The organism is Lysobacter auxotrophicus (assembly GCF_027924565.1).
GTDB classification, from domain to species: domain Bacteria; phylum Pseudomonadota; class Gammaproteobacteria; order Xanthomonadales; family Xanthomonadaceae; genus Lysobacter_J; species Lysobacter_J auxotrophicus.
In genome coordinates, this window is sequence record NZ_AP027041.1 from 1,269,947 (window position 1) to 1,292,643 (window position 22,697).

17 protein-coding genes are annotated in these 22,697 nt (G+C 69.3%); 7 read left to right on the forward strand and 10 right to left on the reverse strand.

Annotation, left to right across the window (positions count from 1 at the left end; translation table 11 throughout):
* Nucleotides 1-179 precede the first annotated feature (179 nt).
* Nucleotides 180-1,622 (forward strand): metalloprotease TldD, encoded by a 1,443-nt coding sequence (gene tldD, locus LA521A_RS05760; protein WP_281781374.1) that lies wholly within the window; start codon nucleotides 180-182, stop codon nucleotides 1,620-1,622.
* Nucleotides 1,623-1,797: 175 nt separating this feature from the next.
* Here the strand turns inward: tldD and yjgA are convergent, their stop codons facing one another.
* Nucleotides 1,798-2,376 carry a ribosome biogenesis factor YjgA gene (gene yjgA, locus LA521A_RS05765; RefSeq protein ID WP_281781375.1) on the reverse strand — a complete coding sequence of 193 codons (579 nt, stop codon included), beginning with the start codon at nucleotides 2,374-2,376 and terminating at the stop codon, nucleotides 1,798-1,800.
* 142 nt (nucleotides 2,377-2,518) lie between these two features.
* Between yjgA and pmbA the strand changes: the two genes are divergently transcribed.
* Together pmbA and LA521A_RS05775 are read left to right on the forward strand one after the other, a co-directional pair.
* Complete coding sequence (pmbA, locus tag LA521A_RS05770) at nucleotides 2,519-3,901, forward strand: metalloprotease PmbA (protein WP_281782024.1); 1,383 nt, start codon at nucleotides 2,519-2,521, stop codon at nucleotides 3,899-3,901.
* 105 nt (nucleotides 3,902-4,006) lie between these two features.
* Nucleotides 4,007-4,453 carry a DUF4870 domain-containing protein gene (locus LA521A_RS05775; protein ID WP_281781376.1) on the forward strand — a complete coding sequence of 149 codons (447 nt, stop codon included), beginning with the start codon at nucleotides 4,007-4,009 and terminating at the stop codon, nucleotides 4,451-4,453.
* A 188-nt stretch (nucleotides 4,454-4,641) separates the two neighbouring features.
* Here LA521A_RS05775 and LA521A_RS05780 read toward each other — a convergent pair whose 3' ends face one another.
* The 3 genes from LA521A_RS05780 to tilS are packed head-to-tail and all read right to left on the reverse strand — an operon-like array spanning nucleotide 4,642 to nucleotide 7,160.
* Nucleotides 4,642-5,517 (reverse strand): polyprenyl synthetase family protein, encoded by an 876-nt coding sequence (locus LA521A_RS05780; RefSeq protein WP_281781377.1) that lies wholly within the window; start codon nucleotides 5,515-5,517, stop codon nucleotides 4,642-4,644.
* Nucleotides 5,510-5,809, reverse strand: coding sequence for an exodeoxyribonuclease VII small subunit (locus tag LA521A_RS05785; protein WP_281781378.1), 300 nt, complete (start codon nucleotides 5,807-5,809; stop codon nucleotides 5,510-5,512). The genes LA521A_RS05780 and LA521A_RS05785 overlap by 8 nt, the downstream gene beginning before the upstream one ends.
* 31 nt (nucleotides 5,810-5,840) lie before the next feature.
* Nucleotides 5,841-7,160 carry a tRNA lysidine(34) synthetase TilS gene (tilS, locus tag LA521A_RS05790; RefSeq protein ID WP_281781379.1) on the reverse strand — a complete coding sequence of 440 codons (1,320 nt, stop codon included), beginning with the start codon at nucleotides 7,158-7,160 and terminating at the stop codon, nucleotides 5,841-5,843.
* Between the two features lie 113 nt (nucleotides 7,161-7,273).
* Between tilS and LA521A_RS05795 the strand changes: the two genes are divergently transcribed.
* Entirely contained in the window at nucleotides 7,274-8,335 is a 1,062-nt protein-coding gene (locus tag LA521A_RS05795) for an NADH:flavin oxidoreductase/NADH oxidase (protein ID WP_281781380.1), read from the forward strand.
* Nucleotides 8,336-8,455: 120 nt separating this feature from the next.
* On the opposite strand, the gene LA521A_RS05800 is transcribed toward LA521A_RS05795, so the two are convergent.
* Nucleotides 8,456-9,415, reverse strand: coding sequence for an acetyl-CoA carboxylase carboxyltransferase subunit alpha (locus LA521A_RS05800; protein ID WP_281781381.1), 960 nt, complete (start codon nucleotides 9,413-9,415; stop codon nucleotides 8,456-8,458).
* 189 nt (nucleotides 9,416-9,604) lie between these two features.
* Here LA521A_RS05800 and LA521A_RS05805 point away from each other — a divergent pair, with 189 nt between their 5' ends.
* On the forward strand, nucleotides 9,605-12,052 hold the full coding sequence (locus tag LA521A_RS05805; protein ID WP_281781382.1) for a glycoside hydrolase family 31 protein: 2,448 nt from the start codon (nucleotides 9,605-9,607) through the stop codon (nucleotides 12,050-12,052).
* A 381-nt stretch (nucleotides 12,053-12,433) separates the two neighbouring features.
* Here the strand turns inward: LA521A_RS05805 and dnaE are convergent, their stop codons facing one another.
* From dnaE to LA521A_RS05820, 3 genes are all read right to left on the reverse strand, one after another.
* Nucleotides 12,434-16,012 (reverse strand): DNA polymerase III subunit alpha, encoded by a 3,579-nt coding sequence (gene dnaE / locus LA521A_RS05810; protein ID WP_281781383.1) that lies wholly within the window; start codon nucleotides 16,010-16,012, stop codon nucleotides 12,434-12,436.
* 208 nt (nucleotides 16,013-16,220) lie between these two features.
* Nucleotides 16,221-16,853, reverse strand: a complete 633-nt coding sequence (locus LA521A_RS05815; RefSeq protein ID WP_281781384.1) for a YkvA family protein — start codon at nucleotides 16,851-16,853, stop codon at nucleotides 16,221-16,223.
* 366 nt (nucleotides 16,854-17,219) lie between these two features.
* Entirely contained in the window at nucleotides 17,220-17,858 is a 639-nt protein-coding gene (locus LA521A_RS05820; RefSeq protein ID WP_281781385.1) for a YkvA family protein, read from the reverse strand.
* 141 nt (nucleotides 17,859-17,999) lie between these two features.
* Here LA521A_RS05820 and LA521A_RS05825 point away from each other — a divergent pair, with 141 nt between their 5' ends.
* Both LA521A_RS05825 and LA521A_RS05830 read left to right on the forward strand, forming a co-directional pair.
* Nucleotides 18,000-20,258 carry a tetratricopeptide repeat protein gene (locus LA521A_RS05825; RefSeq protein WP_281781386.1) on the forward strand — a complete coding sequence of 753 codons (2,259 nt, stop codon included), beginning with the start codon at nucleotides 18,000-18,002 and terminating at the stop codon, nucleotides 20,256-20,258.
* A gap of 53 nt (nucleotides 20,259-20,311) precedes the next feature.
* Nucleotides 20,312-20,785, forward strand: coding sequence for a hypothetical protein (locus tag LA521A_RS05830; protein WP_281781387.1), 474 nt, complete (start codon nucleotides 20,312-20,314; stop codon nucleotides 20,783-20,785).
* Here the strand turns inward: LA521A_RS05830 and LA521A_RS05835 are convergent.
* Complete coding sequence (locus tag LA521A_RS05835; RefSeq protein ID WP_281782025.1) at nucleotides 20,769-21,425, reverse strand: ribonuclease HII; 657 nt, start codon at nucleotides 21,423-21,425, stop codon at nucleotides 20,769-20,771. The genes LA521A_RS05830 and LA521A_RS05835 overlap by 17 nt on opposite strands.
* A gap of 10 nt (nucleotides 21,426-21,435) precedes the next feature.
* Entirely contained in the window at nucleotides 21,436-22,677 is a 1,242-nt protein-coding gene (gene lpxB / locus LA521A_RS05840) for a lipid-A-disaccharide synthase (protein WP_425494571.1), read from the reverse strand.
* Nucleotides 22,678-22,697: the final 20 nt, after the last annotated feature.

Consider the following 22,697-nt stretch of genomic DNA (forward strand, 5'->3'; position numbering starts at 1 on the left):
CGAGAGGCCGCGGCCCGGCCTGAATCGCAGCCCGGCCGCGCCGCGAAACCCGTTGCGTTGGCTCCTTGTGCCACCATCTCCTTCCTGACCACCCGCCCGCCGCCGTCCGGGGCCATCCCGGCTGAAAACGCGCATCCGTGCGACGCGGTGGGCCCTCGTCCCGCTTCCCGAGAACCCGCATGACCCTTCCCATCCAGATCGCCGAAAACCGCCTGCTGCTGCCCGCCGGCCTCGATGCGGTCGGCCTCGAACGCACTTTCGGCACGCTGCTGGGCCCCGGCGTGGATTTCGGCGATCTGTATTTCCAGCACGCGCGTCGCGAGAGCTGGACGGTCGAAGACGGCATCGTCAAGGACGGCGCGCACTCGATCGAGCAGGGCGTCGGCGTGCGCGCGATCAGCGGCGAGAAGACCGGCTTTTCGTACTCGGACGAAATCAACACGCAGGCGCTGCTGACTGCGGCGAAGTCCGCGCGCGCCATCGCGCGCGACGGCTCGGTGCAGGCGCCGCATGCGCTGGTGCGCGGCGGCGGTCGCGAGCTGTACGTGCCCGAGGATCCCATCGACGGTTACGCGAACGAGGCGAAAGTCGAAGCGCTGCGTCGCATCGACCGCATGCTGCGCGCCGCCGATCCGCGCGTGAAGCAGGTGATGGTGTCGCTGTCCGGCGGCGTCGACACGATCCTCGTCGCGCGCAGCGACGGCCTGCTCGCCGCCGACGTGCGTCCGCTGGTCCGCCTCAACGTGCAGGTCATCGTCGAACACAACGGCCGTCGCGAAAGCGGCTACGCCGGTGGCGGCGGTCGCTACAGCTATGCCGAACTGCTCGATGGCGACAAGCCCGAAACCCTCGCGCGCGAAGCATTGCGCGTGGCGCTGGTGAACCTGGAAGCGGTCGATGCGCCGGCCGGCGTGATGCCGGTGGTGCTCGGCAACGGCTGGACCGGCGTGCTGCTGCACGAAGCCGTCGGCCACGGCCTGGAGGGCGACTTCAACCGGAAGGGCACCTCAACCTACGCCGGCCGCCTGGGCCAGCGCGTCGCCTCGCCGGGCGTCACCATCGTCGACGACGGCACGCTGCCGGGACGTCGCGGTTCGCTCAACGTCGACGACGAAGGCACCTCGACCAACTGCACGACGCTGATCGAGGACGGCGTGCTGGTGGGCTACATGCAGGACACGCTCAACGCGCGCCTGATGGGCATGGCGCCGACCGGCAACGGCCGTCGCGAATCCTTCGCGCACCTGCCGATGCCGCGCATGACCAACACCTACATGCTCGCCGGCCAGGACGATCCGCAGGACATGATCCGTTCGGTGAAGAAGGGCCTCTACGCGGTCAACTTCGGCGGCGGGCAGGTGGACATCACCAACGGCAAGTACGTGTTCTCCGCGACCGAGGCGTACCTGATCGAGGACGGCAAGATCACCGCGCCGGTGAAGGGCGCCACGCTGATCGGCAACGGCCCGGAAACCATGCAGCGCGTGAAGATGATCGGCCACGATCTGGCGCTGGACGAAGGCGTCGGCGTGTGTGGCAAGGACGGCCAGAGCGTGCCGGTCGGCGTCGGCCAGCCGTCGCTGCTGATCGACCAGCTGACGGTGGGCGGTACGCAGGCGTGAACCCGGCGTCAGGCGACAGCCCCTGCTTTTTCCCTTCTCCCGTCCGCGGGAGAAGGTGCCCGGAGGGCGGATGAGGGCCGACGCTGCAAGTGCAATGAACAGTGACGGCGCGGTTGCCCTCACCCCCAACCCCTCTCCCGCCAGCGGGAGAGGGGAGCGTCATTCGTTGCGCATTTCAGCGCTCGTCGTCCTCGAGCGACTCGTCCGATTCCTCGACGTCGTCCTCGTTCGACGCGCCACCGACGATCAGCTCGCGCAGCGCCCGGTACAACTCGCGAAACGCACGCGGCGGCTTGTTCTTGCGGCGCTCGTCCAGCGCGCTGCGCACCAGGGCGCGAAGGTGCTGGCGATCTGCGGCCGGGTATTCGTCGAGCAACTGCGCCAGCGCGGCGTCGCCGTCGGCCAGCAGGCGCTCGCGCCAGGCCTCGACGCGATGCATCGCCGCGACTTCGCGACGGGCCGCTTCGCCGTCTTCGTCGAGCGCGTCGCGGATCGCCTCCAGCACCTCGTCGTCCTCGCGACGCATCTGCTTGGCCAGGTACGCCAGCTGGCGCTTGTGCGCGATGTGCGCGGTGATGCGCTTGCACTCGCGGATGTGCGGCAGCAGCGACTCGGGCACCGGGAGCTTGGCCAGCTGCGCCTCGGTCAGCGCGACCAGCTTCTCGCCCAGCGCCAGCACTTCCAGCGCCTCGCGCCGGTTCTGGCTGCGACTGGGGCTGAAGAATTCGCCGGTTTCCTCGTCTCTACCGCGCATGGCGCACCTGCTGCAAAAGAACTGTCGGACGCGGATTTTCGCGGATGACCACGGATAAAGCACACATTGCGCGAAATCCGCGTTCATCCGGCGCCCGAATCCGTACCGGATCGCTTTCGAAAAGGACCACCACTTGAGCCAGATCGTCCCCCAGAACCTCCCCGCCTACGCCGCTTCCCTTGGCGACAGCCACGCGCGCCTGGACGCGCTCGCCGGGCTGTCCCAGCGCCTGCTGGAGAGCGCCCGCGCGCGCGGCGCCACGCAGGCGGAAGTGTCGTGCTCGGAGGAATCGGGCCTCAACGTCAACGTCCGCATGGGCGAGGTCGAGACGGTCGAATCCACGCGCGATCGCGGCATCTCGGTCACGGTCTACTTCGGCCAGCGCAAGGGCAGCGCCAGCACCGCCGACCTGCGCGAGGAAAGCCTCGACGCCACCGTCGAGCAGGCCTGCGCGATCGCGCGCCACACCGAGGACGATGCCGCCGCCGGCCTGGCCGAAGCGAACCTGATGGCGACGGACCTGCGCGAGTTCGATTCCTGGCACCCGTGGATCATCGACGCCGACCGCGCGCTGGACCTCGCGCTCGCCTGCGAGCAGGCCGGCCGCGATTCGGATCGCCGCATCGAGAACTCCGACGGCGCCTCGGTCGGCACGGGCGAAAGCATCAGCGTCTACGCGAACTCGCACGGCTTCATCGGGCGCGAGCGCAGCACGCAGCACAGCATCGGCTGCGCGCTGATCGCCGGTCGCGGCGACGCGATGCAGCGCGACGGCTGGTACAGCATCGGGCTGTCGGCGGACGACCTGGAATCGGCCACGACGATCGGCCGCAAGGCCGCCGAACGCGCGGCTTCGCGCCTGGCGCCGCGGCAGATTCCCACCGGCGATTACCCCGTGCTGTATTCGGCCGAAATGGCGCGCTCGCTCATCGGCCACCTGCTCGGCGCCGTGTCGGGGGGCGCGCTCTATCGCCGCGCGAGTTTCCTTGTCGACAGCGCCGGGCAGCAGCTGTTCCCGGAGTGGTTCGGCATCGAGGAACTGCCGTTCCTGCCGCGCGGTTTCCGCTCCGCGTCGTTCGATGCCGAGGGCGTGGCCACGCGTGAATCGCCGCTGGTGACCGGCGGCGTGCTGCAGCGTTACGTGTTGGGCAGCTATTCGGCGCGCAAGCTCGGCCTGTCGACCACGGCCAACGCCGGCGGCGTGCACAACCTGCAGGTCGCCGCGAACGCGGGCGACCAGGAATCGCTGCTGCGCGGCATGGGCCGCGGCCTGCTCGTCACCGAGCTGATGGGGCAGGGCGTGAACAACGTCACCGGCGATTATTCGCGCGGTGCGGGCGGCTTCTGGGTCGAGAACGGGCAGATCCAGTACCCGGTCGACGGCATCACCGTCGCGGGCAACCTCAAGTCGATGTTCGCGGCCATCGAAGCCGTCGGCACCGACGTGGATCCGCGCTCGCACGTGCGCACCGGTTCGATCCTGATCGGCCGCATGACGGTGGCGGGCGAGTCCGAATCGGAGTGATGGGCGGTAGCTCCCCGCGCGTCGCTTGACCTGTCTCTTGACCTGTCTGGCGCCGCGTCGGAAAGTGGTTCAGTTCCCCTTTAGGAAATCCGCCAGGAGCAGGCCATGAGCGAGAACCCGATCGACCCCAGCCAGACCTCGGCGCCACCGCCGCCCCCGTCGTCGGAACACCCCAGCGGCGTGTCGTCGGACCAGCGCCAGTGGGCGATGTTCGCGCACCTGTCGGCGATCGCCGGGGCGGTGCTGACCTCCGGCGTCGGCGGCTGGGGCACGTTCCTCGGCCCGCTGATCATCTGGCTGGTCAAGAAGGACACCATGCCCTTCGTCGACGACCAGGCGAAGGAAGCGCTGAACTTCAACATCACCGTCGCGATCGTGTTCTTCGCGCTGTGGGTGCTGGTGTTCGTGACGCTCGGCATCGGCCTGCTGATCGCGATCCCGGCGTGGTTCGTCATCGGCATCGCGTGGCTGGTCTTCACGATCATCGCGGCGATCAAGGCGAACGATGGTGTGACCTACCGTTACCCGTTCACGATGCGCCTGGTGAAGTAACGCGCTTTCGAATATCGGGAGTGCGAGAACGCCCGCCTCCATGAGGCGGGCGTTTTTGTTTGTGAGCCAGCGAACCTGCTTTTGTAGCCCGGGTAAGCGAAGCGCACCCGGGGCACTGGCGCGGGCAACACCTGTCCCGGGCGGGCTTCGCTTACCGGGCTACCGGAGCCAAGACAGCGAGGAACCGCTCAGCGATCCCGTTCGATCGCCAGTCGCCCCAGCGCCGCAAGCGCAGCGGTCCGCTCGCCGAAGGAGGCGAGCGCGTCGTCCATCGCGCGACGCAGCTCGTCCAGGCGCGCGCGCGAGGCGTCCAGGCCGATCAGGGCGGGGAAGGTCGCCTTGTCCTGCGCGACGTCCTTGCCGGCGGTCTTGCCGAGCGTGGCGCTGTCGCCCTCGATGTCGAGGATGTCGTCGCGCACCTGGAAGGCGAGGCCGAGCGCCGAGGCGTAACGATCCAGCGATGCGAGCTCGTCCGCCGACGCACCGCCGCACAGCGCGCCCATGCGCACCGCCGCACGGATCAGCGCGCCCGTCTTGAGGCAATGCAGTTCTTCCAGCGCATGCACCGACAGCGAGCCGCCATTGCCGGTGGCCGCCAGGTCGAGCGCCTGGCCGCCGCACATGCCGGCGGCGCCGGACGCGCGGGCGAGCGTGCGCAGCAGGTCCACGCGCGTGTCCGCGCCCACATCCGCATCGGCCAGCACCTCGAACGCGAGCGACTGCAGCGCGTCGCCGGCGAGCACGGCCGTGGCTTCATCGAACGCGACGTGCACCGTCGGCTGCCCGCGACGCAGCGCGTCGTCGTCCATCGCGGGCAGGTCGTCGTGCACGAGCGAATACGCGTGGATCAGTTCGACCGCGACGGCCGGGGCATCGAGCGTGTCGACCGTGGCGCCGAACGCCGAGCCGGCGGCGTACACCAGCAGCGGACGCATGCGCTTGCCGCCGAGCAGCACCGCATGCCGCATCGCGGCGTGCAGCCATTGCGGCGGCGAGTGCGGGTCGGGCAGGGCGCCTTGCAGTGCGGCGTCGGCGCGTTCGCGCCAGCGCGCCAGATCAGACATCGCCGCGGCTGGACGAGCCGGCATCCTGCGCGGGCGGCGCGGAGAAGGGCTCTGCGGTCGCGGGATTCTGCGGATCGCTCAGCAGGCGCACGCGCAGCTCGGCTTCTTCCAGCGCGCTCTGGCAGCGGCGGTAGAGGCCGACGCCGCGCTCGTAGGCGGCCAGCGAGTCTTCCAGGCTCATTTCGCCGTGTTCCATCTTCTCGACCAGTTGCTCGAGCGCGTCGAGCGACTGCTCGAAATCGCTCACGGGCGAGGTGGACGGTGTGTCGTCTTGGGCGGGGGTGCGTGGCATGCGGGAAGTGTGCGACCGGCCCCGGCGAGGGTCAATTGCCGGCCGCGGCGGTTGCGGCGTGGGCCGCGCCGTCGCGATCCCAAGTGAGCCGTGCGCCGCGTTCGCGAAGCCACGCATCCAGGCGCGCCGAATGGATGAGATCGCCCGCCGCGAGCAGCTCGCCGTCGCCGTCGCTCAGCAGCGGGAGGCGCTCGCGCTCCCACGGCGTCACGCCCAGTTCCTGCAGGACGTGCTTGAGCGCGTGCGAATGCGAACGCCCCGTGCGGGTCAGGCGTTCGCCGCCCTGCCGCGCGTGCACCCGCACGGCGGCGTCGAAGCCTGCCGTGCCTTCGAGCGCCAACCGGTCGCCGCCGGGAAGCGCGAGCGGCGTGCGTCCGTCCCAGTCGACGCTCCAGTCGTCCGGCAGCAAAGGGCGCGCCACGTCAGCGTGAAGCAGGTCGCGCCAGGCGCGCACCGTGGCACCGCGCCAGTGGAATGTCGGATCCGCGTCATCGCGCGCGACCAGGATTTCCTGCTCGATGCGCTCGATGCCGTTGGCGGGCAGCGCGGGCAACGCGAGCGTCTGGATCCAGCGCCGCAGCACGCGTGCGCGCCGCGCCTGCGGGAGCGCGAGCAGGCGCGTGCGCGAGAGGCAGCGCGGATCGGCCGTGCCGACGTGCGCGAATGCCCGCGCATCCTCGTCGTCGAGCAGCCCATCGGCTTGCGCGCACAACGCCGCCGAGCGCGACAGCGCATCGGCCGCGTGCGGCCAGCGCTCGCGCAGCAACGGCATCACGCGCTGGCGCAGGAAATTGCGGTCGAACGACGTGTCGGCGTTGCTGGGATCGTCGATCCACGCGAGCCCGTGCGCCTGCGCGTAGGCAAGCAGCGCGTCGCGATCGACGTCGAGCAATGGCCGCCAGATGCGGCCCGGTCCGAACGATCGCCAGCGTCGCATCGCCGAGAGACCCTCCGGCCCCGACGCGCGAAGCGCGCGCAGCAGGAAGGTCTCGGCCTGGTCGTCGCGATGGTGCGCGAGCGCGAGCACTTCGCCGGACGAAAGCGAGGATTCGAACGCGGCGTGGCGTGCGGCGCGGGCAGCGGCTTCGGGACCTTCGCCCGTCGGCGCGACGTTCACGCGGATGACCGTCAGCCCAACGCCGAGCGTTTCGCAGGCGCGTTCGCAATGCGCGGCCCAACGGTCGGCCTCGGCGTGGAGCCCGTGGTGGACGTGGATCGCGCGCAGCCCGTGAGGCGACCCCGCCGCCGCCAGCACGTGCAGCAGCACGGTCGAATCGAGGCCGCCGCTGAAACCCACGCAGAGCGGCGCCGGCGGGAGATCGTGCAGGGCGGCGGTGGGCGGGGCGGGCATCGCGCGATGGTGCCATGGACGTGGAATGCAGCAACCCACCGATGGGGCTGCATCGCCGGCGCGGCGGTCGCACCATGCCTCCATCCCCCGTTGCCGCTTCGCAGGAGTCCGTCGTGTCCCGTCTTTTCACCCCGTTCGAACAACGCGCGCTCACCCTGCGCAACCGCCTCGTGGTGGCACCGATGTGCCAGTACTCCGCGGTCGACGGCGTGCCCAACGACTGGCACCTGGTGCACCTGGGCAGCCGCGCGGTCGGCGGCGCCGGCGCGATCATCGCCGAGGCCAGCGCCGTCTCCGCCGAAGGCCGCATTTCGCCGGCCGATACCGGCCTGTGGAACGATCGCCAAGCCGAAGCGTGGTCGCGCATCACGCGCTTCGTCGGGAGCCAGGGCACGGTGCCGGGCGTGCAGCTCGCGCACGCGGGCCGCAAGGCGAGCACCGCGCCGCCGTGGCTGGGCGGCATCGCGGTGACGCCCGACGACGGCGGCTGGACGCCGGTCGCGCCGAGCGCGGTCGCCTTCAGCGAAACCTCGCCCGTGCCGCGCGCGCTGGAGACCAGCGAGCTGCGCAACGTCGTCGACGATTTCGCCTGCGCCGCGTGGCGTGCACAGGCCGCGGGTTTCCAGATCGCGGAGATCCACGCCGCGCACGGGTATCTGCTGCACCAGTTCCTGTCGCCGCTGTCGAACCATCGCACCGACGAGTACGGCGGTTCGTTCGAGAACCGCACGCGCCTGCTGCTGGAAGTCATCGACGCCGTGCGCAAGGTCTGGCCGGAGCGCCTGCCGCTGTGGCTGCGCGTGTCGGCGACGGACTGGCTCGAAGGCGGCTGGGATATCGAGGAGAGCATCGAGCTGGCGCGCATCGTGAAGCAGCGCGGCATCGACCTGGTCGACGTGTCCAGCGGCGGCGTGGCGCTCGGCGCGAAGATCCCGCTGCACGCGGGCTACCAGGTGCCGTTCGCGTCGCGCATCCGGCGCGAGGCGGGTATCGCGACGGGCGCGGTCGGGTTGATCACGAAGTCCGACCACGCCGAGACGATCGTCGAGGAAGGCGACTCGGATGTCGTGCTCATCGCGCGCGAGCTGCTGCGCGATCCGTATTTCCCGCGGCGGGCGGCGAAGGAGCTGTCCGGCGAGCTGCATGGGCCGGAGCAGTATTTGCGGGCGTGGTGAGCGCGCGCCGGCAGGTTGATTCGAAGACCGATTTGGTAGCCCGGGTAAGCGAAGCGCACCCGGGACTACTACGTTCACCCCGGGTGCGCTTCGCTTACCCGGGCTACAACAGCAGCGGCCTTACGCCGCCTCGTACGCCCCGTAGCTGCGCAGACGCTGGTAGCGGCGTTCGAGCAGCTCGTCGACCGGCAGCGACTCCAGCGAATCCAGTTCGTTGAGCAGCACGGCCTTCAGGCGCGTGGCCATCTGCTTGGGGTTGCGATGCGCGCCGCCGATGGGCTCGCGCACGATCTTGTCGACCAGGCCCAGGCCGAGCAGGCGCTTGGCGGTGAGGCCGAGCTGTTCGGCTGCGTCCTTCGCCTTCGCGGCGTCCTTCCACAGGATCGACGCGCAGCCTTCGGGCGAGATCACCGAGTAGGTGCTGTATTCCAGCATCAGCGTGCGATCGCCGACGCCGATGGCGAGCGCGCCGCCGGAGCCGCCTTCGCCGATCACCGTGCAGATCACCGGGATCTTCAGCTCGCTCATTTCCAGCAGGTTGCGGGCGATGGCTTCGGACTGGCCGCGCTCTTCCGCGCCCACGCCGGGGTACGCGCCCGGCGTGTCGATGAAGGTCAGCAGCGGCAGGCGGAAACGCTCTGCCAGCTTCATCAGGCGCAGCGCCTTGCGGTAGCCCTCCGGACGCGGCATGCCGAAGTTGCGCTTGATCTTGCTCTTGGTATCGCGGCCCTTCTGGTGGCCGATGATCACCACGCTGCGGCCGTTGATGCGGCCCAGGCCGCCGACGATGGCGGCATCGTCGGAGTAGGCGCGATCGCCGGCGAGTTCCTGGAACTCGTCGCACATCACGCGGATGTAGTCGTTGGTGTACGGGCGCGCCGGGTGGCGGGCCAGCTGCGAGACCTGCCACGGGGACAGGTCGCGGAAGATCTGGGCGGTGCGGATGCGCAGCTTGTCCTGCAGCGCGTGCACTTCGGCATCCACGTCCACGGCCGGGCCGTTGCTGGCGTGGCGCAGTTCCTGGATCTTGGCTTCCAGGTCGGCGATGGGCTGCTCGAAGTCGAGGTAGTTCGGATTCATGCTCGGGCCGGTGGCCGGAAAGTGGGACAGTCTAGCCGAGGGCGGGTGACCGTACCGAGAGGTGTGTTGCCGGTATGGGAATCCTGTACGGCCGCCGCTGCGGCCATTGAAAACGTCTTCATCGGGCCGACCGCCGACCCGCGTGCTTGAATCCGGGCTCGGGTTCGAGGGGAGACACGGATGAAGGCGATGTCCTGGGCGCTGGCAGTCGCGCTCGTGTTCGCGGTGGCGGGATCGGCCCATGCCGGCGGTTGGCGTCATCTGGGCGATGCCGGCCGGATCGAGCGTCGCCCCGACGGGGTGGTCGTGCAGAGCGGGCCGGCGCGGCTGCAGGTGAGCGTCCATGCCGACGGCGTGTTCCGCGTGCGCCTCGCGCCGGAGGGAACCCTCGACGGCGACGCCTCCTGGGCCGTGGTGCAAGGCGCGCAGGCCGCGCCGGTGACGATCGAGGAAACCCGCGACGCCGTTCGCGTGCGGGCCGGCGACACGGTGGCGATCGTCCACCGCGCGCCGCTGCGCGTGGATTTCGTCGACGCCGATGGCCGCGCGCTGCTGGCCGAGGACGCATCGCTGCCGATGGCCTGGCTGCCGGGCGAACACGGCACGCGCGTGCGCGTGTGGAAGTCGATGCCGGCGGACGAGCATTACTACGGCCTCGGCGACAAGGCCGGTCCGCTCGACCGCCGCGGTCGCGCGTTCGCGATGTGGAACAGCGAGTCGTACGGTTGGCAGGGCACGACCGATCCGCTGTACAAATCGATCCCGTTCTTCATCGGCCTGCGTGGCGGCGCCGCGTACGGGGTGTTCTTCGACAACGCGCATCGCAGCAGCTTCGACTTCGGCAAGGAATCGGACGGCACGCTGTCCTTCGGCGCGGAAGACGGACCGCTCGATTACTACTTCATCGCCGGACCGCAGCCGGCGCAGGTGATCGAACGCTACACCGCGTTGACCGGCCGGACGCCATTGCCGCCGCTGTGGTCGCTGGGATTCCAGCAGTCGCGCTACACGTACCACCCCGAGTCGAAGGTGCGCGAGATCGCGCGGACGTTGCGCGAGCATCGCATTCCGTCCGATGCGATCTACCTCGATATCGATTACCAGAAGGGCTATGCGCCTTTCACCGTCGATCGCGCGCAGTTCCCGACCTTCGAGAAGATGATCGCCGACCTGCGCGAGGCCGGCTTGCGCACGGTGCTGATCACCGACCTGCACATCAAGCACGATCCGGACAACGGCTACGCGGCGTTCGATTCGGGCATGCGCAACGATGCCTTCATCCGCAATCCCGATGGCTCGCTGTACATCGGCGAAGTGTGGCCGGGCGATTCGGTGTTCCCGGATTTCACGCTGGCGCGCGTGCGCGACTGGTGGGGCGGGCTGTATCGCGATCTCGCCGCGATGGGCGCCGCGGGCTACTGGAACGACATGAACGAGCCGTCGGTGTTCAACGTGCCGGGCAACACGATGTCGCTGGACGCCGTGCATCGCATGGACGACGGCACGACGCGCGACCACCGTGCGATCCACAACGTGTACGGCATGCTCAATGCGCGCGCGACGTACGAAGGCCTGCTGAAATTGCAGCCGACGCAGCGGCCGTTCGTGCTGACGCGCGCGGCGTATGCGGGCGCGCAGCGTTATGCGGCTACGTGGACGGGCGACAACACCGCCAGCTGGTTCCACCTCGCGCAGAGCACGCCGAACCTGCTCAGCCTGGGGTTGTCGGGCATGGCGATGTCGGGCGACGACGTTGGCGGCTTCATCGGCTCGCCGCCGCCGGAGCTGCTGACGCGCTGGTTCCAGCTGGGCGCGTTCAACCCGGTGTTCCGCAACCACGCCGCGACCGACACGCGGCCGCACGAAGCCTGGGTGGACGGCCCGAAGCATGAAGCGCTGCGTCGCGAGGCGATCGAGCTTCGCTACCGCCTGATGCCGTATCTGTACACCGCGGCGGAGGAGAACGCGCGCACCGGCCTGCCGATCATGCGGCCGGTGTTCCTCGCGTACCCGAAGGCGGAGTCGTTCTACGGCAACGATCGCGACTTCCTGTTCGGCGGCGATCTGTTCGTCGCGCCGGTGGTGGACGAGCGGCTGGATGCGCACCCGGTGTCGTTGCCGCCCGGTGCGTGGTACGCGTTCGGGACGTCGCAGCGGCTCGTTGCGGCGAAGGAGCCCATCAAGCTCGATCCGCGTCCATCGCCCACGCCGCTGTATGCGCGCGCGGGTGCGATCGTCCCGATGCAGGCGCTGGTGCAGCACACGGGCGAAACGCCGAAAGGGCCGCTGGAGTTGCAGGTGTATCTGCCCGATGCCGGTTCGCAGGATTGCCGCGGCGCGCTGTATCAGGACGATGGCGAGACGTTCGGATATCGCGACGGGCGCTTCCTTCGCGTGGCGTATGCGTGTTCGGTGGATGAATCGGCGGCGTCGGTGGGCGCGCAGGTCGCGCACGACGGATACGCGCCGTGGTGGAACGCGACGCGCGTGACGCTGTTCGGTGTGTCGCGGCGACCGTCTTCGGTGCGCGTGGACGGGAAGGCGATCCCAGGCTGGAAGCATGACGCGTCGGCGAAGACGGTCACGCTGGACGTGCAGGGCGGGGCGCGTGACTGGAAGGTCGAGGTTGTGCGCTGAGGCGTGCAGCTGTTGCTTTTGATCGTCATCCCCGCGAAGGCGGGGATCCAGGGACGTTTCACGCTTTCGCGCACCCCTTCCAGCGTTTGTAGGCGGGTAAGCGTAGGCAAGCTGGATGCGTCCGGGCCCCGGGTGCGCTTCGCTTACCCGGGCTACAAGAGCTGTTGCTTTTGATCGTCATCCCCGCGAAGGCGGGGATCCAGGGACGTTGCACGCTTTCGCGCGCAACCCTTGCAGACGAAGCATGGTGAGCAGCCAAATACGCCCGGTTCGTGCGGACATCGCGATCCATGGCTGCGATGCTTTCAAGAAAGCGTGAAAGTCCTGGATTCCCACCTGCGCGGAATGACGGGAAAAGCGCGCGTTCCCGGTTAAAACGGTTTAATTCGCCCAGGGCTTGGACAGCGCCAGCTTCACCGCACGCACGCCCGGCGTCGCGCGCAGGCGCGAGGCGAGATCCGCATCGGCGCGAATGGACTGCGTGCCGTTGAGATCCAGCGAACCGGCGGCGCCACGACGCACCAGCAGGTCCATGCGGATCGGCGTGGAGCCCGGGCGGAACGAGGACAGCACCGCGTCCACGCGCTGCATCGTGCCGGGTTCGCGCAGGTCCAGTCGCAACATCAGGCGTTGCGCGTGCTTCTCGCAGATCTGCTCGAAACTCCAGCAGCGCGACGCGCGCAACGCGAAGCCGCCGCTGAAGCTGTCCTCGCGCAGGCCGCCCTGGATCACCAGCAGGCGGTCGCGCACCAGCAACTGCGCGAACTCGCTGTAGCTTTCGTTGAAGAACGCGCATTCCAGGCGGCCGCGACCGTCCTCGATCTGCACGAACATCTGGCTGTCGCCCTTCTTGCGCAGCCCGACGACGAGGCCGGCGACGATGGTCTCGACTTCCTGGCGCCAGCCGCCGCGTTGTTCGGGGCGGTTTTCCCAGATCTTTTCGAGGCCACTGAGGTCGTTGCCGATCAGCCCGCGTACCTCGTCGCGATACGGATCGAACGGATGGCCGCTGAGGTAATGGCCGAGCGTCTCGCGCTCGCCATGCAGGATCTGCGTGAGCGGCCACTCGTCGGTTTCGGGCAGGTCCAGGTGCAACGCCGGCGCCGCGGTCTCGAAGCCGCCAAACAACGACACCTGTCCTGCTTCGCGTTCCTTCGCCAGCTGGTCGGTGGCCTTCAGCACTTCCGGTAGCTGCAGCATGAGGCTCGCGCGATTCTTGCCGAGCTTGTCGAGCGCGCCCGCCTGCGTCAGCGCTTCGAGCGCGCGACGATTGAGCTTGCCGCTGTCCACGCGCTTGCAGAAATCCAGCAGATCCGCGAACTCGCCCGCGCGACGCGCCTCGACGATCGCCTCGCACGCGCCGCGGCCGACGCCCTTCACCGCGCCCAGGCCGTAGCGGATCGTGTTCGCGTCCTTCGCCTCGAACATGTACGCCGACGCGTCCACGTCGGGCGGCAGCACGTTGAGACCCATCACGCGGCATTCGTCGAGGAAGCTGGTGACCTTCTCGGTGTTGTCCATGTCGGACGACAGCACGGCGGCCATGAACTCGGCCGGGTAGTGCACCTTCAGCCACGCGGTCTGGTAGGCGACCAGCGCGTACGCCGCCGAGTGCGACTTGTTGAAGCCGTACTCGGCGAACTTCTCCATCAGGTCGAAGATCGGCGAGGAGGTCTTCGGATCGATGCCGCGTTCCTTGCAGCCGGCTTCGAACTTGGCGCGCTCCTTCGCCATTTCCTCGGGCTTCTTCTTGCCCATCGCGCGACGGAGCATGTCGGCGCCGCCGAGCGTGTAGCCCGCCAGCACCTGCGCGATCTGCATCACCTGTTCCTGGTACACGATGACGCCGTAGGTCGGCGACAGCACCGGCTCCAGCGATTCGTGCGGGTAGGTGACCTCGGTGTTTCCGTGCTTGCGATCGACCCATTCGCGATCCATCCCCGAACCCAGCGGGCCGGGCCGGAACAACGCGGCGAGCGCGATGATGTCTTCGAACGTGTCGGGCCTGGCGCGCTTGAGCAGTTCGCGCATGCCGCGCGATTCGAACTGGAACACCGCGACCGTGTCGCCGCGCGCGAACAGCTCGTAACTGAGTTTGTCGTCGAGCGGCAGCGCGGTGATGTCGAACTGCGGCGTCGCCGTGTCCTTGAACGTGTGGTTCATCGCCGGGCCGGCGTCGATGCCCTTCGCGGCGGCGTCGGCCAGGCGCTTGTTGATCGCCTTCACCGCCCAGTCGATGATCGTCAGCGTGCGCAGGCCGAGGAAGTCGAACTTCACCAGGCCGACTGCTTCGACGTCGTCCTTGTCGAACTGCGTCACCGGGTTGCGGCCGCGGCCTTCGCCGTCGTGTTCGGCGAACAGCGGGCAGAAATCGGACAGCGGGCTCGGCGCGATCACCACGCCGCCGGCGTGCTTGCCGGCGTTTCGCGTGAGGTCTTCCAGGCTGCGCGCGAGGTCCAGCAGGTCGCGCACGTCTTCTTCGGCGTGGTAACGCTGGATGAGATCGCCCGAGGCGAGCATCGGATCCTGCTTCGACGCCTCCGACTCGCCCATCGCATCGTCGAGCGAAATGCCCAGCGTGTTCGGGATGAGTTTCGCGATGCCGTCGACGAAGCCGTACGGATGGCCGAGCACGCGGCCGGTGTCGCGCACCACGGCCTTCGCGGCCATGGTGCCGTAGGTGATGATCTGCGAGACGCGATCGCGCCCGTACTTGCGCGCGACGTAGTCGATGACCTCGTCGCGACGGTCCATGCAGAAGTCGATGTCGAAGTCGGGCATCGACACGCGTTCGGGGTTGAGGAACCGCTCGAACAGCAGGTCGTACGGCAGCGGGTCCAGGTCGGTGATGCCCAGCGCCCACGCGACCAGCGAGCCCGCACCCGAACCGCGGCCCGGACCGACCGGGATGTCGTGGTCCTTCGCCCAGTTGATGAAGTCCGCCACGATAAGGAAGTAACCGGGGAACCCCATCTTGATGATGACGTCCAGCTCGATGTCCAGGCGCGCGTCGTAATCCTCGCGCGTCCTGCCCGGGGCGAGCGGATTCTTCTGCAGGCGCTTGTCCAGGCCCTCGCGCGCGGTGCCGCGCAGCCAGCTCTCGATCGTGTGCTCGCTGGGCACCGGGAAGGCCGGCAGCGCGTATTCGCCGAGCTTCATCTCGACGTTGCAGCGCGTGGCGAGCGCGAACGCGTTGTCGATCGCGTCGGGCACGTCGGCGAACAGCGCCTGCATCTCGTGCGAGGACTTCAGGAACTGCTCGGGGCTGTAGTCCTTCGGCCGCTTGGGATCGTCGAGCACGCGGCCCGAGGCGATGCACACGCGCGCTTCGTGCGCGTCGAACCCTTCGGCATCGAGGAAGCGCACGTCGTTGCTGGCGATGACCGGCAGCGAACGCTTGCTCGATGCATGCAGCGCGAACGCGTTGAATGCGTCCTCGCCTTCGCGGCCGGTGCGGGTGAGTTCCAGGTGCAGTCGCTCGCCAAAGACGCCGCGCCAGTCCATCAGCCAGGCTTCGGCGAGTTCGTGGCGATTGCTCGTGGCCAGTCGACCGGCGAGGCTGTGCCGGCCGGCGAGCGCGAACAGGCCGCCGTTGTCTTCGCGCAGCCATTCGGGGCGAAGCGCGACGCCATCGGTGCGATGGCCTTCCATCCACGCGCGCGTCAGCAGGCGCGAAAGCGTGAGGTAGCCGGCGCGATCGCGGCACAGCAAGGTCATGCGCGCGGCGGTCTCGTTGCCGTCGGCCAGGCCGACGTCGGCGCCGATGATCGGCTTGATGCCGGCGCCTTCGGCGGCCTTGTAGAACTTGACCGCGGCGAAGAGGTTGTCGAGATCGGTCAGCGCGACCGCGGGCTGCGAAAGCGCGACGCAGCGCTTCACCAGCTCGCCGATCCGGATCGTCGAGTCGGCGAGCGAGTATTCGCTGTGGAGATGGAGATGGACGAAGGGGACTGCAGGCATGCGGCCGTCAGGTTAGCAGCCCGGGCGGAGCGGACAAGACTTGAATTTTCGGGCGGGCGAACCGCGCCCGTCGCCACCCGAAGCGTCATCCCGGCGAACGCCGGGACCTGGGCAGGGAACGTGTCCGGCAGTGTTTTTTCCACGCCGTGACGGCCCGGGTCCCGGCCTGCGCCGGGATGACGGATGCGAACGATGCGGGCGCCCCGCCTCACGACACCCTGAACAACCCGCGCGGCAGATTCCATGGCGCGTAGTGCTGCTCGCGTACCCACATCGCGTGCTGCCACAGCGCGACTTCGTCGAGCCGTTCGTGCACCCATGCCGCGCGGCGTTCGTCGGAGGCGCCGCCGGGGTGGGCGATCTCGCGGTAGGCGATGAAATCGCGGTAATCCTCGGCTTCGTCGGCGAAGGCCGGCCACGCCAGTTCGATCAGCAACACGTCGTCGAGTTGCCCGAGCACCGGGATGCGGTCGGCGATCAGGTCGTCCTCGCGGTCGATGTACGCAAGCAGCTTGCCGATGCGCGCGTGCGTGGCTTCGTCGGCGTCCCAGTCCTCGTCATCGAGCAGTGCGCGCAGTTCGCGGACGCGTTCCAGTCGGCTCGCGATGACCTCCCGCGCCTGCTCGGTCGGCAGTTTCAGCAGCCACGCGGCCAGCTGCCCAAGGCGGTCGGCGTCGACGCGCGACGCATCGGCATGGATCTCGTGCAGGAGCTGGTCGAACTGGACGACGGCGGCGTCGTTGAGCTCGATCGGCCCGGCGTTCTCGCGCGCGCCCATGCCGCTGTACATGTGGTCGAAGGGCAGCGGCTGCGCGGTGGGGGTGGGGTGGAACATGCGCATGGCACACCTCGCTCGCCGGCCAGGCCGGACCCGCGCCGCGGCCGGCGACGTCGCGCGGGCCGTCCCGCCATGCGTCGGCGGGATGCACGTGGATGATGCGGCGATGGTGCGGTGCGGGGAGGCGGTGGGTTTGCTTGGGGCGCGTTTATTGGGGTGAATGCGGTGGGTGCCGGCGTGGTGGTTGCCGTCCAGGGTGCGACGGCGTGGTTGGGGTTGCCGTCCATGGCGCGACGGTGCGGGCTTCGGACAGCCCGGCCCGGCCATCCATGGCCGGGCGTTCAGCAGGTCACGCGGCAGTGCCGCGTGAGCGACCTGCTTCACCCGCGTAAGCGACCTGCTTCACCCCCGCCCAGCGGCTGCTTCGGCTCAGTGCACGCGGAAGATCGCGGCGGTCTCGGGGAGGAAGCTGCTTTCGCGGATGTGCTTCTGGTACTGGGCGAGGACGGCTTCCTCGTACCGCACCTCTTCCCAGTCGGCCCGCGAGAAGGCGTAGCCGGAGGGGCTGCGGTCGCGCTGGTGCGCCTGGCGGCTGCGGACGCGGACGTAGTCGAGGTAGTCGTCCACTTCCGATGCCAGCTTCGGCCAGGCCGTCTCGACCACGATCGCGTCGTCCAGCCGGCCGACCTGCGGCAGCCAGTCGGGGATCAGGTCGTCGCGGCTGCGGGCGTAGTCGACGATGGCCGAAGCCGTCTCGACCGCGTCGTTGGCCGGCTGCCACTGGCGGTCGGCCAGGAGCTGCTCGACGGCGGCGATCCAGCGCAGGCGCTGGCGGATGCACGGCGGCGCGGAGTCCATCCGGCCGGGACGGCTGAGTTCGCGACCCGCGGAGGCCAGCTGGTCGGTCTCCAGCGCATGTCCGCCGATGCGGGCCAGCAGGGTGTTGAAGCGGTCCACTTCGGACGAATCGAGCTGGAAGCCGTTGATGCAGCGGCGGCGGGTCGGGCCGGCGAACGGGGTCAGCAGGATCTTCGGGAGCGGGTTGGCTATGGAGAAGAGGGCGTTCATGACGGGACTCCGGGGGAGGGTGGCACCGAACTTTCCGGTGCCGGATCAGACTCCACCCACCCCCGCCATGAGTCATGATGGCCGGGCGCGCCTTTCCGCATCGTCCGCTCCGGATGATGAGGGAACCATGAGGTTTTCCCGATGACCCCCCACGGGAGTGCAGGCCAAGGCGGGCCGAATGGCGAACGGTATCGATTCGGCGACATCCTCGTCGATGCGGCCGCGCACACCCTGTCGCGCGCCGGCACCGAGCAGACGGTCGAACCCAAGGCGTTTTCCGTCCTGCTGATCCTGCTGCGCCACGCCGGCGAACTGGTCGGCCGCGACGATCTGCTCGACCAGGTGTGGGGCCATCGCCACGTCACGCCGGGCGTGCTCACGCGCGTCATCGCCCAGCTACGCCACGCCCTCGCCGACGACTCCCAGCACCCGCGCTACATCCAGACCCAGCACGCGCTGGGCTATCGCTTCATCGGGCAATTCCACGAGGCCGACTCGCCGTCGCATGCGACGGAGGATGCGCGGCACGACGAAGGCGTGGCCGTCTTCCGCCACACCGTGCCCGACGCGCTCATCGCCGCCGCGAACGAGGCCGTCGCCCCCGCGCCCGAGCCGGCGCCGTTCGCCGCGCCCGTGCCGACGAACGGCGGCGACTTCGCCACGCGACGCAAGGCCTCCGACCAGCGGCGCTGGTGGCTGGCCGTCGCGGCGCTGCTGGCGATCGCCGCGGGCGGCTACTGGTTCGGCCAGCACGGGCCGGGCTCGGCCACCAGCGTGCCGGCACCCGCGGCAGCCTCCGTCGCCGTGCTGCCGTTCACCAGCCTCAGCGAGGCGAAGGACGAGGGCTACTTCGCCGAGGGCCTGGGCGTGGAGATGGTGGACGCGCTGGCCGGCGTTCCCGGATTGAAGGTGGTGGCGGCGCCGAGCCCGCCCGGGCGCGGCGAAGTCGACGTCAAGCGCATGGGCGCGCAGCTCGGCGTGGCGACCGTGCTGGGCGCCAGCGTCCGCCGCGAGGGCGCCCGCGTGCGGGTGAGCGCGCGTTTGTCCGATGCGCGCACGGGTTTCACGTTGTGGGCCCATAGCTACGATCGGGAAACCGGCGACGTGTTTGCGCTGCAGAGCGACATCGCGGGCGAAGTGGTGCAGGCGCTCATCGACGTGCTGCCGTCGAGCGAGATCGAGGCCGCGCGCCAGTCGTTGGCACGGCGTTTGACGCCGACCCGCAGCGTCGCGGCGTACGACGCGTACCTCAAGGGCGAGCAGCGCATGCGCGAACGCGCCGGCGGCGACCTGCGCGGCGCCGACAGCGCGATCAACTTCTACCGCGGCGCGCTGGCGATCGATCCGGGTTTCGCGCGCGCACAGGCCGGCATCTGCCAGGCGGAAATCGCGCGGTTCGAGGACGCGCGCGACAGCGACGCCTTCACGCGCGCGCAGGCCGCCTGCGAACAGGCGACGAAGATGGATCCCTCGTTGCACGAGGTGAGCCTGGCGATGGGCGATCTGTATCGCGCGCAGGGCAACGCGAAGCAGGCCGTCGCGTACTACGAGCGCGCGGTGGACGAACCGGCGCTGCGCGTGCACGCCTACCTGGGCCTTGCGACGGTGGCCAGTGCGCAGGGGCAGGGCGAGCAGGCAATGGCGTACTTCGAACGCGCACGCGAACTGGCGCCGCGCGATCCGAAGGTTGCGCAGAAGCGCGGTTATCACCTGCTGGTCAGTGGCGATTTCCCGGGCGCCATTGCGTCGTATCGCGAAGCGCTGGATTACGCGCCCGACGATGCCGCGTTGTGGTCGAGTTTAGGCGGCCTGTACGCCGTCACCGGCGATCCGGCGAAAGCGATCGAGGCCTACGAGCGCTCGCTGCAGATCAAGCCGAGCTACGAAGCGCTGAGCAACCTGGGCTCGGTGAAGTTCGACCAGGGCGCCTACGAGCAGGCCGCCGCGCTGTATCGCCACGCGAGCGAGATCGATCCCGGCGATTTCCGCATCTGGGGAAATCTCGGCGACGCACTGACGGCCGCCGGCAGCACGGCGGTGCAGACGCGCGCGCAGTACGAGCAGGCGGCCACGCTGGGCCGGCGTTACCTGCAACTCAAATCCGACGACGCGCAGGGCCTGGCCCTCGTGGCGTGGTACGCCGCCAACCTCGACCTCGCCGGCGAGGCGCGCACGCTGCAGGGCAAGGCCGAATCGCTCGGCACCGAACGCGCCGAGGTCGCGCTGCTGGGCGCGCAGACGATGGCGCGGCTGGGCGATGCAGACGCCGCGCGCCGGCACATCGATTTCGCAAGGAAGCACGGCATTCCGCAGCAGCGCATCGACGCGCTCCCGCTGCTGCGTTCGTTGACCGCGAAGGTCGAACCGTCATCCGCACGCGAACCCGGTACGGCGCAGTAGCCGACCGTCATCCCCGCCCGCTCCCCCCGGGCGCCAATCCCAGGAGAACAACAATGAAAACGATCACGTCCGCGATGGCGGTCGCCGCTGTCGCCGCGCTCACGTTCGTCGCCGCATGCAGCACCAGCAAGGCGATGCAGGCATCGGTCTCCGCCGCGCGCATGCCGGCGGCCGACGGCGTGGTCTGCCCGAGCGAGGACAACGGGATGAAAGGCCCGATGACGGTGTACGTCGATGTCCAGTACACGCCCGACGGCACGCCCTCGGCGGCTCCGGACGTCTGCTATATCGACAGCGGCGCGACGGTGGTCTGGCGCGATCCGCCGGAGCGCACGACGGCGTTCAACCTAGTGTTCACCGACAAGTCGACGCATCGGGAAGTGGCGAAGCTGAAAGCGTCCATGGTCGCGAAACGCTACAAGCTGTCGGCCGTCATCACCGGCGAGCCGGAGCAGCAGTTCAAGTACGGCATCCAGGCCAACGGCAGGACCGTCGACCCGGCGATCATCATCAAGAGATCGCAGTAAGCGGCAGCTCGTCGATGACCATCGGCGCGCTCTCGCCGCGGCAGGCCGCCTGCACCGGCGCGAAGCTGCGCCGGTGTTCCGGGCAGGGCCCGTGTTCGCGCAGCGCGGACAGGTGCACCGGCGTGCTGTAACCCTTGTGCTGGTCGAAACCGTACCGCGGGAAACGCGCATGGAGCGACTGCATGTAGCGATCGCGCGAGACCTTCGCGAGGATCGACGCGGCCATGATCGAGCGATCGCGCGCGTCGCCGTTCACCCAGGCTTCGGCGGCGCAGGGCAGGCCGCGCGGCAACGCGTTGCCGTCGATGCGCACGACGTCGACGCGATGGTGCAGGCATGCGATCGAACGGCTCATGCCGGCCATGGTCGCGTGGTAGATGTTGAGGCGATCGATTTCCTCGTGCGTGACGAACTCGATGTGCCAGGCGAGCGCGCGTTCGATGATGCGCTCGTACAGCACTTCGCGACGCTGCGCGGTGAGCTGCTTGGAATCGTCCAGCCCGTTGATCGGTGTGCGGCCCGGCGCGAACACGACCGCCGCCACGACGACCGGTCCCGCCAGCGGCCCGCGCCCGGCTTCGTCCACGCCGGCCACGCGCAGCGGCGCACCGCCGTCGCGCGAGGCCAGCCCGAGTGCCATCTGCGAGCCGTCAGGCGACATGGGGCGCTCCCAGAAGTTCGGCCACGGCATCGGCGGCGCGCGCGGATGCGTCCTGGCGCAGCTGCAGGTGGAGTTCGCGGAAGCGCGGTTCGAGGGCGGCGCTCGCGGCCGGATCGCGCAGGAACGGCGCGACGGCGGCGGCGAGGTTGTCGGGCGTGCAGTCGTGCTGCATCAACTCCGGCACGACCGGTTCGCCGGCCAGCACGTTCGGCAGCGAGTAGTGCGCGACCTTCAACAGCCCCAGCCCCTTCACCAGCGTGTAGGTCAGCGGCGCGACCTTGTAGGCCACGACCATCGGCCGCTTGGCGAGCATGGCTTCGAGCGTTGCCGTGCCGGACGCGAGCAGGATCGCGTCGCTGGCGATCATCAGCGTGCGTGCCTGGCCGTTGAGCACGCGCAATGAAGCGCTCAGCGCGATGCTGTCGGGGTGCGCCGCGAGCACGCGCTGGAATGCCGCGCGAGCATGTTCGTTCGCCATCGGCACCACGACCTGCAGCGTCGGATCCTGCGCGATGAGGCGCGATGCAGCGGAAAGGAAATCCGGGCCCAGGCGCTCGATCTCGCCGACGCGCGAACCCGGCAGCAGCGCGAGCACCGGACGCGTCGCGTCGAGGCCGAGGCGGCGGCGCGCGGTGTCGCGGTCGGGTTCCAGCGGCATCTCGTCGGCAAGCGGATGGCCGACGAAGCGTGCGTCGATGCCATGGCGCGCGTAGATCGGCGGTTCCATCGGGAACAGGCACAGCACGCGATCGGCGCTGCGGCCGATCTTCTCCGCGCGCTTCTCGCGCCACGCCCATACGGACGGGCTCACGTAGTGCACGGTGCGCACGCCGCGTTCGCGCAGCCAGCGTTCGACGCCGAGGTTGAAGTCGGGGGCGTCGATGCCGATGAACACGTCGGGCTTCCACGCCAGCAGGCGCCCGCGGAATTCGCGACGCAGCCGAAGCAGGCGCGGCAGGTGGCGCAGCACTTCGGCCAGGCCCATCACCGCCAGTTCCGACGCGTCGAACCAGCTGTCCAGCCCCGCCGCGCGCATCTGGTCGCCGCCGATGCCGGCGAATTCGGCCTGCGGAAAGCGCACGCGCAGTTCGGCGACGAGTCCCGCACCCAGCAGGTCGCCCGAGGCTTCGCCGGCGCACAGGGCGATGCGCAGCGGCCGGTCGACGGGAGCGGGGAATTCGGAGCGGTTCAAGGCGATGGGGGCGGGAAGCTGCGGCAGGGCCGCGATCACGTCAGATGATATCGGGTGCG